Below are 12,749 nucleotides of genomic sequence, written 5' to 3' on the forward strand. Positions count from 1 at the left end.
CATCACTCCGGGGTGTTCACCATCGACGCCGCCGCGTACGTCAGGTAGTTCCACAGCGTGGTCGCGTGCTCCTCGGACAGACCGAGTTCGTCGACGGCCACACGCATACGCCTCAGCCAGGCGTCGTGGGCGGCCCGGTCCACGGTGAACGGGGCGTGCCGCATCCGCAGACGGGGGTGGCCGCGGGTCTCGCTGTACGTGCTCGGGCCGCCCCAGTACTGGATCAGGAAGAGGGTCATGCGCTCCTCGGCCGGGCCGAGGTCCTCCTCCGGGTACATGGGCCGCAGGATCGGGTCCTCGGCCACCCCCTCGTAGAAACGGTGCACGAGACGGCGGAAGGTCTCCTCCCCGCCGACCTGCTCGTAGAAGGTCTGCTCCTGAAGCGTGCCGCGCCGAATCTCTTTCACACGCTCCATGGTCTCAGACGCGGCGACCGAGGTCTCCAGGCTTAGGACCAGCCACCGGCCGGGCTCCCGGCGGACGGTCGCAGGGGAGGATGTTCGCCTCCGGGCCGCCTTCCGCAGCACAGTGGAGACATGGCCGCGCACGCCCTCGATCACGATCTTCAGGACCTCGCCGCCTCGGCGCGGGCGGAACTCGTACGGGAGATCGACGCGAGCGGAGCGTGGGCCGCGGATCCCGTCTGGCGGGAGGCGTTCGAGGCGGTGCCGCGTCATCTCTTCGTGCCGTACTACTACATCGGTGTCACAGGCGGCTACGAACGCAGACGGTGCGACGAGTCCGACCCGGAGCGGCGGGAGCAGTGGGTGCGCGGCGCCTACGAGGACGCGCCGCTGGCCACCCGGGTGCACGAGGGGGAGCTGCTCTCCTCCAGCAGCCAGCCCTCCCTGATGGCACAGATGCTGACCGAGCTGGAGATCGAGGACGGGAACGCCGTCCTGGAGATCGGCACCGGCACCGGGTACAACGCGGCGCTGCTCTGCCACCGCCTCGGTGACGGGCTGGTCACCACCGTCGACCTCGACCTGGAGATCACCGACGCCGCCCGGCGGCAGCTGGCGGACGCGGGGTACCACCCGACGGTGGTCACGGGCGACGGCGCGCGCGGCGTACCGGAGCGCGCTCCCTTCGACCGGATCATCGCCACCTGCGCGCTGCACACGATCCCGGCCGTCTGGCTCGCCCAGTGCCGCCCGGGTGCGCGCATCCTCGCGCCCCTGGCGACCGGGCTGATCGTGATGCGCGTGCGGGACCCCGGTCATGCCGAGGGGCGCTTTCTGCACACGCCCGCCTACTTCGTGCCGCTGCGCGACGGCACCAGGTCCGAGCCGGAGCCCCAGGACCTGGGTGGACTGCCGCGCCGGGCCCGTGGTCACGAGCTGTTCCGGTTCCTGCTGGCCCTGACGCGGCACAGTCTCACCGCGTACGAGGCGTACACACTGTGGGAGCAGGAGCGGCATCCCGGACGGGACCGGTTCGGGGTCACGATCAGCGGCGACCGCTCCTGGTCCTGGCTGGACGACCCGGAGGGGCCGTACGCCTGGCCGTTGTCCTGAAGACCGACCGGACCGACCGGACCGACCGGACCGACCGGACCGACCGGACCGACCGGACCGACCGGATCGACCGGATCGACCGGATCGACAGGACCGACCGGACCGACCGGACCGAAGGGACCGATGAGGCGGGGTCGCGTACGCCTACGAGGACTTCTCACACCCCCGTACGCGTACGGGGGTGTGACCTGTCCCGCACGCGTACGCGGACCGTGGTGCCGCTCAGCCCCGGCGGACCGTGATCGTCGTCCATGCGCCCACGTGCACCCGGTCCCCGTCCTGGAGGGGTACGGGCACGAAGGGCTGGATGGGCTCCTCGCCGCCGTTGACCGTGGTGCCGTTCGTCGAGTTCTGGTCGACGACCGCCCAGGAGCCGTCCGGCTGCTGGACCAGGATCGCGTGCTGGTGCGAGACGCCCGGGTCCTCCGGCGGCACCGACAGGTCGATGTCGGGGGTGTCGCCGGTGGAGTGGCGGCGACGGCCGATGGTGACCTGGTTGCCGGTGAGGGCGCGCTGCTGCTCCGGGGAGTACGCGGGCAGGTTCAGGCCCGCGGCCTCGGGGCCGGAGCGCTGCATCATCGCCATGAAGTACTCGCGGTCCGGACCGATGGTCGCGGTCCAGGTCATCGGCTGCTGCTCGTAGGGACCCGGCGGGGGCGGGGCCTGGGCGGAACCGGGCTGCGGGTAGCCGTAGCCACCGCCCTGGTTGCCGACGGGACCGGGGCCACCGGGAGCCTGGGAGGACGCGGGCGGGGAGATCACCCAGTCGTCGTCACCGCCGCCGAAGGACGGGCCGCCGGACTGCGGCGGGGCGGGCGGCGGGAAACCGCCCTGGGTCGGCGGCGGGCCCTGCGGGCCGGGCCGCTGGAACGCGGTGGGCGCCCCGCTCTGCTGATACGCCCCGGGGCCACTCTGACTGCCAGGGCCACCCGGACCACCGAAACCACCCGGACCACCCGGACCACCGGGACTGCTGGGACCACCCGGCCCACCGGGGCCGCTGGGGCCACCCGGCCCACCGGGGCCGCTGGGGCCACGGAGACCCCGGGGACCCCCGGACGTGGGCGCAGGCGGCGGCGGAACCGGACGTGACGGATCCGCGCCGAACGGGGACGGCCGCGAGGCGTCGTTCCCGAAACCGGACGGACGAGACGAATCGTTTCCGAAGCCCGACGGGCGCGACGGGTCCTGGCCGAAGCCCGTCGGGCCGGACGGCTCGCTGCCGAACGGCGGGCCCGGCGGTATCGGCTCAGCGGGCCGGTTCACCTGGGACGGCCGGGACCGCTCGTAGTCGAACGGGTCGGCCCCGGGGCCGGTCTGACCGCCCTGCTGGTAGCGCAGCCCCGGGTTCGGCGCCGACGGGCGCGGTGCGGCAGGGGTGTACGAGGTCGCCGTGTTGGTCAGGAAGTTCCACCGGCACTCCTCGCAGAAGGGCGCGCCGCCCTCGCGGGGCGTGCGGCACTGCGGGCAGAGTTCCGGCTCGGCGGACAGCGGGCGTCCTCCGGGCCGGCCGCCCGCACCCTGGGGCGGCGAGGCCGGTGGCGGATAGCCGTAACCGGTGGGTGGCGGTGGAGGCGGCGGGGGTACGGCACCGGCCATACGGTGACCGCAGACCTCGCACCAGTCGTCGGAACCCGACTGGTGTCCGTTCGGGCAGGTCGGCATGTCGGCGCTTCCCCCTCTCCTTCCCCGGTCCCCAGGACCGGTGTGGTTCTCCGGCCCCCGGGGGGCCGGGCTCGCTGTTGTCAGGACGTACTACTTCTTTACACGAACAGTCTTTGTGGACCGGGTCTCGAGTGTCATCTCGTCGGCCTCCGCGACCTTTGTCTTCAGTCGCACAGTACCTGTCGCGGCGTCGACCACGTCCACCACCTTCGCAAGCAGTTTCGCAGTATCCGCGTTCCCCGAGGCACTGGCGAGTTGAACCGCCCTGCCCAACTTGGCCGTTGCGCCATCGAAATCGCCCGCTTTGCGCAGGTCTATTCCCTGTTGGATGGCTTGCGCCAGTTCGGCCTGTCCTGTGTAGTGGGCGACTTGGGCGTTGATCGACGTGGAGGCCGTCATGTCGTCGGTCCACACGGCCCGTACGAGTCCCTGGGCGCCGAGGCTCTCCGCGGTGCCGTCGCTGCGCGGGATCACCAGGGACACCCGGGCGGCCAGCATCTCCTGGCCGATGTTCGCGGCCGGGACCTGGACGCACACGTGGTAGTCGCGGGACTCGTCGCCCCAGGACCCCGTGGGGTAGTCGCCGGCGCGCGGTCCAGCCTCCGTCCGCCGGTCCGTCAGGTCCTCGACGGTGGGTGCCACCTGCTTGACGAACTTGATCTCCGTGCCGACCGGTGTCCACAGCCGCAGCGAGACATCCGCCACCTCCTTGCCCATGGCCGTCTCCATCATCCCCGTGAAGTCGGCGGCCAGGCCGGCCGGATCGGCGACGATGTCGGCGGTGCCGAGCAGCGCGGAGGCGATCCCGGTGACCTCCTTGACCTCCCAGTCGGTGCCCACGCCCCGCGCGTCGCAGGTGAAACGGCCGGCGCAGGCGTCCAGTGCGGCCTTCAGGTCCTCGGGCGACTCGTGCTCGTTGCGGCCGTCGGTGAGCAGGATGCCGTGACGTATGGAGACGTCCGCCGAGGACAGCAGCCGGTCGGCCAGCCGCAGCCAGGTGCCGATCGCGGTGCCGCCGCCCGCGCCGAGCTTGCGCAGCGCCTGCTTGGCCTGGTCGCGGGTGGTCGGGCCGGCGACGGCGAGCCGCCCGCCGCCCGGATAGACCTCCTTGGCCACATGGGTGCCGCCGATCACCGCGAAGTGCACGCCGTCGCGCAGGGTGTCGATGGCCGCGGCCGTCGCGTCGCGCGCGTTGCGCATCTTGGTCGGCGGGTAGTCCATGGACCCCGAGCAGTCGACCATGATCGCCACGGCCGCACTCGGGCCCTGCCCCGCCGCCGCGTGCGGATGGGGCGCCCCGAGCGCGCCCGCGGCCGTGCCGCCGCCGGTCGCCGAGACCGTCACGATGGCGTTGACCTCGCGGCCGCCCTCCGGCAGGTACTCGTTCTGGTACACGTCCACCGAGAACTGCGGCACGTTCGACTTCGAGAAATTGGCCATGCCTACTCTGATCCCCCTCGAGGACCCCACCGGTGTGGGGCGATGACTGTTGCGGACCGGTCCCCTCCGGTCCTGCGCGGCCGGTCCGGCCGGCCGTGCGGGCGCCCGGGACACGGGACACCCGTCAGGCGGATCCTGCCCTCTGCGGCAGGGCGGGGAACGGGAGGACCGCCACTGTTACGTTGTCGTGGCCCCCGCCGTCCAGGGCGTGGCCCAGCAGCACCCGGGCGGCGTGCAGCGGCCGGTGCTCCGCGTCGGACGGCACCACCTCGGCCATCTCCTCGGCGGACTCCGCGTAGTTCCACAGACCGTCCGTGCACACGACCACCACACCCGGCCGGTCCGGCTTGAACGCGGCGGTGTGCGGCTCCAGTTCGTACGCGTCCGCGCCGAGCCAGCCCGTGATCGCGTGGGCGCGCTCGTCGGCGTAGGCCTCGGCCTCGCTCATCAGTCCCGCGGCGACCATCTGGGCGGCCCAGGAGTCGTCCTCGGTGAGGCGGGCCGGGGGAGCGCCGCGGTCCACCGGGACCCAGTAGGCGCGGCTGTCCCCGACCCAGCCGACGACGAGCAGGCTCGCGGTGACCACGACGCTGACGAGGGTGCAGGCGGGGGCGTTCTGGTGCGGGGTGTGCTCCTGGGCCGTCTCCGGCTCCGTGGCCAGCGCGTTGACGGCGTGCGAGGCGGCGACGATCGCGTCGTGCATGGCCTGCTGAGGGTGCGTGCCGAGGGGCAGGGCCGCGAGGAGCGACTCGTTCGCGGTCCGGGCGGCCGCGAGGGAGGCGTCGTCGGGGCGGGTCGCCGAGGACACACCGTCGCAGACGACCGCGACGAGCGCGGGCGAGCCGTCGGGCAGCGTGGACCGGGAGAGCGCGAAGGCGTCCTCGTTGCGGTGGTGGCGCAGGCCTCGGTCGCTGACCGCGGCGCCCGGGCCCGACTCCTCCTCCATGTGGTCCCGTTCGCGCGGCTGGGCGTGTCCGCAGTGCTCGCAGTAGCCGTCGCCGTCCACCCTGCCGGTGCGGCAGGCGACACAGAGCTTCGGCTCGGCGGCGGGGGCCGCGGAGGCCGCCGGGGGCGCCGTGCGCGGGTCGACCGGCTGGGGCGCCGCGAGCGGGTAGTCGTCCGGCTCCGACGGACGGTCGAACCGTACGCCCCGGGAGGCGCCCTGGGCCGGGGCCGGCGCGGGCAGATGCGAGTCGGCGGAGTCGGTGCCCGCGAGGTCCGTCGGCAGATGCACCGGGGCGGACGTCTCCGGGCCGCCCGCCGACGGCGCGCTGGGCCAGTCGACCGGGGCGGCCGGCGAGGCCGGGCGCGGCACCGTGCCGTTCATGGTCAGGGTCGGGGCGTCCGACGGCGGGGCGGGCACCACCGACAGGTCGTACCCACAGGCGCCGCAGTAGCGGTCGCCCGATTCGAGGGGCTCCTCACAACTGGGGCACCGTGAAAGGGCCTTCGGCTGGGGCATCTGGGACATCGATCACACCCACGTCCGGGGGCGGTAACAGTTTGCACGTTCCACCAGGTCGATCCTCTCCTCGCCGCCCTGGGCGAGCCTGGCCAGCGTCCGGTACGAGCGCTCCAGGCCGAAGCGGAGGCCGCGCTCGTCGAGATCACTGCCGAGCAGCGCCCGGCCGCCCGCCGCGGACGGCGCGGAACCCTGGCTACCGGAGAGTACCCAGTCCAGGGCGCAGCCGAGGACCTCTGTGGACAACTCCTCGCGGCGTACGGCGTCCAGGCCGTACGCCTCCAGTGCCTGGACCTGCCCCGCGGCGGCCACTAGGTCGTCCAGGAAGGCCGGGTCGGGCCCGTGGTTCGTGCGTTGCCGCAGCCGCGCACGTACGGCGGCGACCCGGGCCGCGGTGTAGTGAATGGACGCCTCCGGCACGGACTCCAGAGTGCGTACGGCCCCCTGGCGGTCACCGGAGGCGAGCTGGACGCGGGCCAGACCGAACGCCGAGCTGACATGGCTGGGGTCGGTGGCCCACACGAGCCCGTAGTACTCGGCCGCGTTGTCGAGCTGGCCGAGGACCTCCGCGCACAGACCGAGCGCCAGCTTCGGGGAGGGCTCGCCGGGGAAGGCGTCGTAGACCGCCTCGAAGGAGAGCGCGGCGGCCTCGTGGTCGCCGGTGACGAGCGCGGTGACCCCGCGGTACCAGACCACCCGCCAGTCGTCGGGGTGGTCCGCCTCCAGAGCCGTGAGCGCCCGCCCGGCGCTGTCCGTCTCGCCCATCTCCAGCCGGGCCCGCAGCTCGCGCAGCCGCAGCTCCGGGGAGGGCGCGGGCGCGGCCTTCAGCGCCGTGATCAGCTCCGCGGGTGCGGAGGTCATGAGACCGGCCAGGAAACCGGCGTTGGGGTCGCCGGCGTCGACCAGGGGCACCGGCAGGGCGAGCGCCGCGGCGGCGGTGTCGACGGCCTTGACGGCCACCGAGAATCCCGGATTCCGGGCACCCGGCGTGCCCGCGCCCGTGTCCCCTCTCGGAGAACCGGCGGGAGGGACGGCGGCAGGGGAGGCGACGGCCCCGGGGTCGACGGCGGCGGCCGGCGTCCCGGTGGTCCCCGCGACCGCGCCCCGGGCTCCGGTCTCCGGGTGCGCCACCGCGGTCCGCGCCGAGCCGCGGCGCCGCGCGGGCACCACCCGCGCCCCGAGCCGCGAGACGTCCCCGTCCAGCCGCGGGAACAACTCGGTGTCCGTGACCTTCAGTCCCGGCCCGAACAGTGTCGACAGGGCGGGCCGGGGGCGGCCCGTCTGGAGGGCGACGACCTCACGCAGCACTCCGGTCAGCTGTTCCGACATCTCCTGCGCGGAGGCGAACCGCCGGGCGGGGTCGGGGTCGGTGGCGCGGACCAGCAGCCGGTAGAAGGACTCGTAGCGGCGGAAGACCTCCACGCCGGCGGGGTCGGGCAGCGAGTCCACGTGGACGGTGGTGTAGCCCGGGAAGTCGAAGGTGAGCACCGCGAGGGTGCGCGCGACCGTGTAGAGGTCGCTCGCCACCGAGGGGCCGACCTCCGCGACCTCGGGCGCCTGGTAGCCCACCGTGCCGTAGATGGCCGACTCGTCGTCGTCCATCCGGCGCACCGCGCCCATGTCGATCAGCTTGAGCTGGTCCTCGGTCTGGATCGCGTTGTCGACCTTGAAGTCGCAGTACAGCAGGTTGCGGCTGTGCAGATGGCCGAGCGCCTCCAGCGCCTCGATGCCGTAGGCGCACGCCTGCTCCACCGGCAGCGGATCGCGTCGTCCGTCGGAGGCACGGCGCTCGTTGGCGATCTCCTTCAGCGACTTGCCGCCGACGTACTCCATGACGATGTAGCCGTCGAGCGAGCCGGTGCGCTGGTCGAGATGCTCCACGAAGTTGTAGATTCGCACGATGTTGGAGTGCTCGATCTCCGCCAGGAACCGCCGCTCGGAGATCGCGGCGGCCATCGCGTCCTGGTCGCCGGTGTCCAGCAGGCCCTTGAGGACGACCCACCGGTCGGAGACCGCGCGGTCCACCGCCAGATAGATCCAGCCGAGCCCGCCGTGCGCGAGACAGCCCACGACCTCGTACTGGCCGTGCACGATGTCCCCGGCGTGCAGCTTCGGCACGAACGAGTACGGGTGGCCGCACTTCGTGCAGAACCCTTCCGTGCGTCCCGCGCGGTCACCGCGTGAGCGCCCCACCGGCACCCCGCAGTCGGAGCGCGAGCAGAACCGCTTGCGCTCGGGCACCTCGGGGTTCTCCAGCACCATCGCCCGGGGGTCCGGCCGCGGCACGTCCGGGACCTGCACCAGGCCGAGACCGAGGCGGCTGCGCCCCGAACTCCCGCTCGTGGAACCGGAGCTGCGCACCGACACCGAGCGGCCGGTGGACCTGCCCGTGAGCCGTCCCGACACCGAGCGCCGGGACTGCGACGAGCGGGAGGACCTCGACGACGTACGGGAACTGGGCCGCGAGCCCTCGCCGCCCGGACCGCCGGAGTCCCGGCCGCCCGCGGAGACACCCGTGGCCACCGAGCCGACCGCGCCCTTCGCCGAGACGACCGGCGCCAGACCGCACGTGTCGCAGTACAGCTCGCCGCCGCCCACGTCCTCGTACGAGCCCTCGCAGCCGGGCCGCTGGCACGTCTGTCCTGCCTGACTCATGCTTCCCCCCTCCGGTCCACCGGTTCGCCCTGCCGGGGCACACGCTGGCCCAGCTGCTCCGCGGCGGCCTGCTGATAGCGCAGCACCGCCTGTTCGGCGACCCTGAGGTCGCAGGGCGCGCTCCACAGCATGCGGCGGGCGGCGTCGTACCGTTCGATCAGCAGCGGGTCCTCCGCGAGCCCGTGCCGGGCGATCTTCGCCTTGTACGCGTCCAGCCGGCCGCGCAGCTCGGCGCGGACCGCGAGCGGCGCGGTGACCGCCGTCAACGACTCGCGGGCGCGCAGCAGTTCGTCCTCGGCCCGCTGCTCCAGGGACTCCAGGAGTGGTGAGAGGCGGTGCCACTGGGCGTGTCTGCGGTACTCGGCCGCGGTCGCCAGCTGTTCCTGCAGCACGGTCGGCGGGCCGCTGACCACGGGCACCTCCGACGCGGCGATCTTCGCCAGCACCTCGCCGCGGGCACTGCGCGCCTCGGCGAGCGTGCGGTCCGCGCGGCTGAGCACATCGCGCAGCTTGACCAGCCTCGCCTCGGCGTCCTGACGCACCGTCAGTACGGCGTCGATCTCCCGGCGTACGTCCTCCAGGGCGCGCGCCTCACGGTCGTAGACCGCGGTGTCCGGCCGGCCGCCGCCGGGGGCCGAACTGCCCTGCGCGGGGGTCCAGTAGGCCAGCGGGTCGGAGACCACCTGCTCGCGCAGGCGCGTCAGGGTGCGGGTGATCCGCTCCAGGTCGTCGCCCGCCGGGTGCTCGCCGGGACGCACCCCGACGGAGTGTGCGAGCCGGCGGGTGCGTTGCAGTTCCGCGGCCAGTAAATCGATCCGGGCGGGCAGCGCCGACCACACCGCGTCGGCTGCGACGACCATGTCCAGCGAGGAGGCGTACAGCTCGTTCATCCGTTCCACGAGCTGGACCAGGGTGAACTGCTCGCTCAGCCTGCCGGTGCCGGCCACCGTCGGCGCGTGCGCCGCCGCCGTGGCGCTGCCCGCCACGGTGACGCTCGACCCGCGCAGCAGCTCGGTCAGTTCGGCCAGGTCCTCGCGGCTGGACCAGCGCCGGCGGGCGCGGATGTCGCGCGCGCTGCGCAGGGCGTCCGTGTAGGCGTCGAAGTACGCCCAGAGCAGGGTGATCGCCGCCTCCGTCGACGTCCAGCGCTCCTTGGTGACGCCGGTCAGTTCGGCGCCTTCGAGGAGTCTGCGGCCCGCGTGGTCCTGCAGGGCGAGGAGCGAGGTCTCTATGGCCTCGTGCTCCGCGCCGAGCCGCGCCAGCGCACGGTCCACCTCGTCCCGGTCCATCACCGGCCCGGTGGGTCCCGTGACGCCCATCGATCACCTCTCGCTCTCGTGGTGCCCGCGCGATGTCCGGTGCGCCGGCCCCGGGTCAACTGTCCAGTGGTACCAGGTCGGTCGGGTCGTCGGTCAGGAGGACGGCGGCCGGGAGGCCGCCGCGTCGGGACCCAGCGTCGCGGACAGCCACTTGGTGTACGAGGCCTGCCAGCCGTTCGTGAGGTAGCCCACGAGCACCTGGTTGACCCGCTGCACCAGGTCCTTGGCCTCCTTGTTCATCGCCACTCCGTAGTACTCGGTCGTGAAGGGCTTCCCCTTGAGTTCCACGGTCGGGTCCTGGGCGGCCTGGCTCGCGGCCAGCGCGCCGTCGGTGACGACCGCGTCGACCTCGCCCAGTTGGAGTTTGACCAGGCAGTCGAGCTGGTTGGGGACCGTGGTGGAGATGTCGGTGGACGCGGGCAGCCGACCGGACTTCCTGTCCTCGGTCAGCCTGGTGCCGGCCGTGGAGCCCGAGGCGGAGCAGATCCGCTTGCCCGCGAGGGACTTGTCGTAGCCGGTGATGCCGGAGGTCTTCGGCGCCAGGACCTGCTGGCCGGTGACGAAGTACGGGTCGGAGAAGCGGACTTCGTCCATCCGGTCACAGGTGATCGTCATGGTGCGCACCACCATGTCCACCTGCTTGCTCTGGATGGCGGGGATGCGCTGGTTGGTGGGAATGGCGTGGAAGCGGACGGCGTTCGGGCTGCCGAGGATCTGGCGTGCGATCTCGTGGGCGAGATCGATGTCGAAGCCCTCCAGGTCGCTGCCGCGGGTGTTGGGGTCGCGGTAGCCCCAGCGGTAGCTGTTCTGGTCGACGCCCACGGACAGATAGCCGCGCCGCTTGATGTCCTGGACCGTGGGGCCCGTGTCGTCGCCGGACGGCGGCAGGCTCATCCGCTCGGGGTGGCCGCCGCAGTCGTCCGCCTTGGCCTGGGTGGCCTCGGCGAGGCCCGGGCCGCCGGTGCCCGTGGAGCCGTCCCGGCTCGCGTGGGCGAGTGGCAGCGACAGCGCGAACGCCAGGGCGAGGGCGCAGGCGACGACCATCGCGCCCACCCCGCCCCAACCCCTCAGGCTCGCCCTCAGGCGGCGTACGGCCATCGCCGCTCCCCCTCTCACCGGTACTCCGAAAGCCTGCGCCCGATGCCCAGCACCGCGCCCGCCGCGCCCAGCACGGCGAGAACCGCGGCGCCCAGCGGGAGTCCGGTCATCGCGCCCCGGCCGCCGCCCGCCGCCCGCTCGAACTCGCTCTTCTCATGATCCAGCGCCTTCGCCAGGTTCGCGTCCACGCTGTCGAAGCACTCGCCGGTCGGCTGGTCCGCCTTCGAGCCGATGATCTTGTTCAGGGCCGCCTGGTAATTGCCGTCGTCGTCGGCGGACCGCGCCTGTGCGTGCCGCTGCTGCCAGACCTTCATATTGCCGGTGGCAGCCGTCACGGGCGCCCCGCCCGCCTGGTCGTCGGCGAGAGACCCGGCCTCGGTGAGCGTGGCGGACAGCGTCTTCATGTCCTGCTGGAAGGCGTAGTCGTAGGCGTCCTCGACCTTGCCGTCCGGCAGTTGTTTCGTCTCGGCGCCACGGCTGACCAGCGTCAGGTTCTCGTTGCCGCGCGCGTTCAGGGAGGCGATCCGCGCGTCGTGCAGCACGGTCAGCGAGCGGACACCGTGTTCGTAGGAGGAGTCGAGCCGGGCGCGGGCGACGCTGTGGCCGGCCACCAGCCACAGCAGCACGATCGCGGCGGCGGCGGTGGAGGCGACCAGGCCCTGGTTCAGCACCCGGTTCGTGCGCAGGAAGTGGCGGCGCTGGGCCCAGCCGAGGGCGGCCAGCGCGAGCGCACCGAGGACGATCGCGAACCAGGGGTAGGGGGTCGCGTCCGCGTAGTCGGAACGCAGCCGCTGGTTCTCCTTGGTGTACAGGTCCTGTGCGGTCGGCAGCATCTGCTGCTGCATCACGTCGTTGGCGGCCCGCAGATAGGCGCCGCCGACCGGGAAGCCCTGCCGGTTGTTGGCACGGGCCCGCTCGATGAGCCCCTTGTACTGCGGGAGCAGCTTGTTGAGCTTGGCGATGGTGTCCGCGGCGGGGGAGCCGGGCTCGGTGCCGGCGGCCGCCGTGACGAGCCCGGCGGCGGCGGTCTCGACGTCCTTCTCGTACCGCCGGGTGGTCGCGGCCGGCTCCTGGCCGCCCGACAGGAAGCCGCTGGAGGCAGTGGTGTTGGCGTCCGCGAGGGAGCGGTAGATGTCGGCGGCGGAGGCACTGAGCGGCTGGCTGCTGTGCAGCACGTCGTCCGCGGCGTTCGAGCGGTCCGTCATCTGCCAGGCGGTGACGGCCCCGAAGGCGACGACGAGCACGGCGAGCACGGCGCCGATGACCCGTAGCCGGCCGGGCTCGGTGGTGGCGGCGGCCCGCAGCCGGTCCACGCCCTCGGCGAAGGCCGCGCGGCGCGGTGCGGGCAACGGCGCCGCGGCCGGTGTGACGGGTGGCGTCGCGGGCCTCACCGGTGGCGCGCCGACCTGCTGCGGATGTGTCACTTGACCTCCCCCATGGTCATCCGTCGGTCACCTCCGCCCGGGGCGCGAGTACGGGCACGGGTGCACGGCGGCAAGTATCGCCGCCGGAACCCGCATCCGAACAGGCCTTTATACGATCTTGTTTCCGGATCGCAGTGTTTGTGCGGAACGCCGGGCTCGCCGGGGCCGG

At 73.0% G+C, this 12,749-nt stretch carries 9 protein-coding genes; 1 reads left to right on the forward strand and 8 read right to left on the reverse strand.

Annotated elements, in window-relative coordinates; translation table 11 throughout:
- Nucleotides 1–2: 2 nt before the first annotated feature.
- Nucleotides 3–416 (reverse strand): globin, encoded by a 414-nt coding sequence (locus ACFY2Z_RS21085; RefSeq protein ID WP_390745633.1) that lies wholly within the window; start codon nt 414–416, stop codon nt 3–5.
- Nucleotides 417–536: 120 nt separating this feature from the next.
- Here ACFY2Z_RS21085 and ACFY2Z_RS21090 point away from each other — a divergent pair, with 120 nt between their 5' ends.
- A complete protein-coding gene (locus tag ACFY2Z_RS21090; protein ID WP_390745634.1) occupies nt 537–1,517 on the forward strand; it encodes a methyltransferase domain-containing protein in 981 nt (326 codons plus the stop codon).
- A 222-nt stretch (nt 1,518–1,739) separates the two neighbouring features.
- Here the strand turns inward: ACFY2Z_RS21090 and ACFY2Z_RS21095 are convergent, their stop codons facing one another.
- From ACFY2Z_RS21095 to ACFY2Z_RS21125, 7 genes are all read right to left on the reverse strand, one after another.
- Entirely contained in the window at nt 1,740–3,182 is a 1,443-nt protein-coding gene (locus tag ACFY2Z_RS21095) for an FHA domain-containing protein (protein ID WP_390745635.1), read from the reverse strand.
- 90 nt (nt 3,183–3,272) lie between these two features.
- Nucleotides 3,273–4,622 carry a VWA domain-containing protein gene (locus ACFY2Z_RS21100; protein WP_390745636.1) on the reverse strand — a complete coding sequence of 450 codons (1,350 nt, stop codon included), beginning with the start codon at nt 4,620–4,622 and terminating at the stop codon, nt 3,273–3,275.
- A gap of 124 nt (nt 4,623–4,746) precedes the next feature.
- Nucleotides 4,747–6,093, reverse strand: coding sequence for a protein phosphatase 2C domain-containing protein (locus ACFY2Z_RS21105; protein WP_390745637.1), 1,347 nt, complete (start codon nt 6,091–6,093; stop codon nt 4,747–4,749).
- Nucleotides 6,094–6,096: 3 nt separating this feature from the next.
- Entirely contained in the window at nt 6,097–8,739 is a 2,643-nt protein-coding gene (locus ACFY2Z_RS21110) for a tetratricopeptide repeat protein (RefSeq protein WP_390745638.1), read from the reverse strand.
- A complete protein-coding gene (locus tag ACFY2Z_RS21115) occupies nt 8,736–10,058 on the reverse strand; it encodes a hypothetical protein (protein WP_390745639.1) in 1,323 nt (440 codons plus the stop codon). The genes ACFY2Z_RS21110 and ACFY2Z_RS21115 overlap by 4 nt, the downstream gene beginning before the upstream one ends.
- Before the next feature lie 93 nt (nt 10,059–10,151).
- Entirely contained in the window at nt 10,152–11,156 is a 1,005-nt protein-coding gene (locus ACFY2Z_RS21120; RefSeq protein WP_390745640.1) for a glutamate ABC transporter substrate-binding protein, read from the reverse strand.
- 14 nt (nt 11,157–11,170) lie between these two features.
- On the reverse strand, nt 11,171–12,580 hold the full coding sequence (locus ACFY2Z_RS21125) for a hypothetical protein (RefSeq protein ID WP_390745641.1): 1,410 nt from the start codon (nt 12,578–12,580) through the stop codon (nt 11,171–11,173).
- Between the last annotated feature and the right edge of the window lie 169 nt (nt 12,581–12,749).

The sequence above is a fragment of the Streptomyces sp. NPDC001222 genome, from assembly GCF_042896945.1.
Lineage (GTDB): Bacteria > Actinomycetota > Actinomycetes > Streptomycetales > Streptomycetaceae > Streptomyces > Streptomyces gibsoniae.

Coding starts and splice junctions, on each gene's coding strand:
- ACFY2Z_RS21085 (WP_390745633.1), bottom strand. CDS start 416: ATGGAGCGTGTGAAAGAGATTCGGCGCGGCACGCTTCAGGAGCAGACC.
- ACFY2Z_RS21095 (WP_390745635.1), bottom strand. CDS start 3,182: ATGCCGACCTGCCCGAACGGACACCAGTCGGGTTCCGACGACTGGTGC.
- ACFY2Z_RS21105 (WP_390745637.1), bottom strand. CDS start 6,093: ATGTCCCAGATGCCCCAGCCGAAGGCCCTTTCACGGTGCCCCAGTTGT.
- ACFY2Z_RS21090 (WP_390745634.1), top strand. CDS start 537: ATGGCCGCGCACGCCCTCGATCACGATCTTCAGGACCTCGCCGCCTCG.
- ACFY2Z_RS21110 (WP_390745638.1), bottom strand. CDS start 8,739: ATGAGTCAGGCAGGACAGACGTGCCAGCGGCCCGGCTGCGAGGGCTCG.
- ACFY2Z_RS21115 (WP_390745639.1), bottom strand. CDS start 10,058: ATGGGCGTCACGGGACCCACCGGGCCGGTGATGGACCGGGACGAGGTG.
- ACFY2Z_RS21120 (WP_390745640.1), bottom strand. CDS start 11,156: ATGGCCGTACGCCGCCTGAGGGCGAGCCTGAGGGGTTGGGGCGGGGTG.
- ACFY2Z_RS21100 (WP_390745636.1), bottom strand. CDS start 4,622: ATGGCCAATTTCTCGAAGTCGAACGTGCCGCAGTTCTCGGTGGACGTG.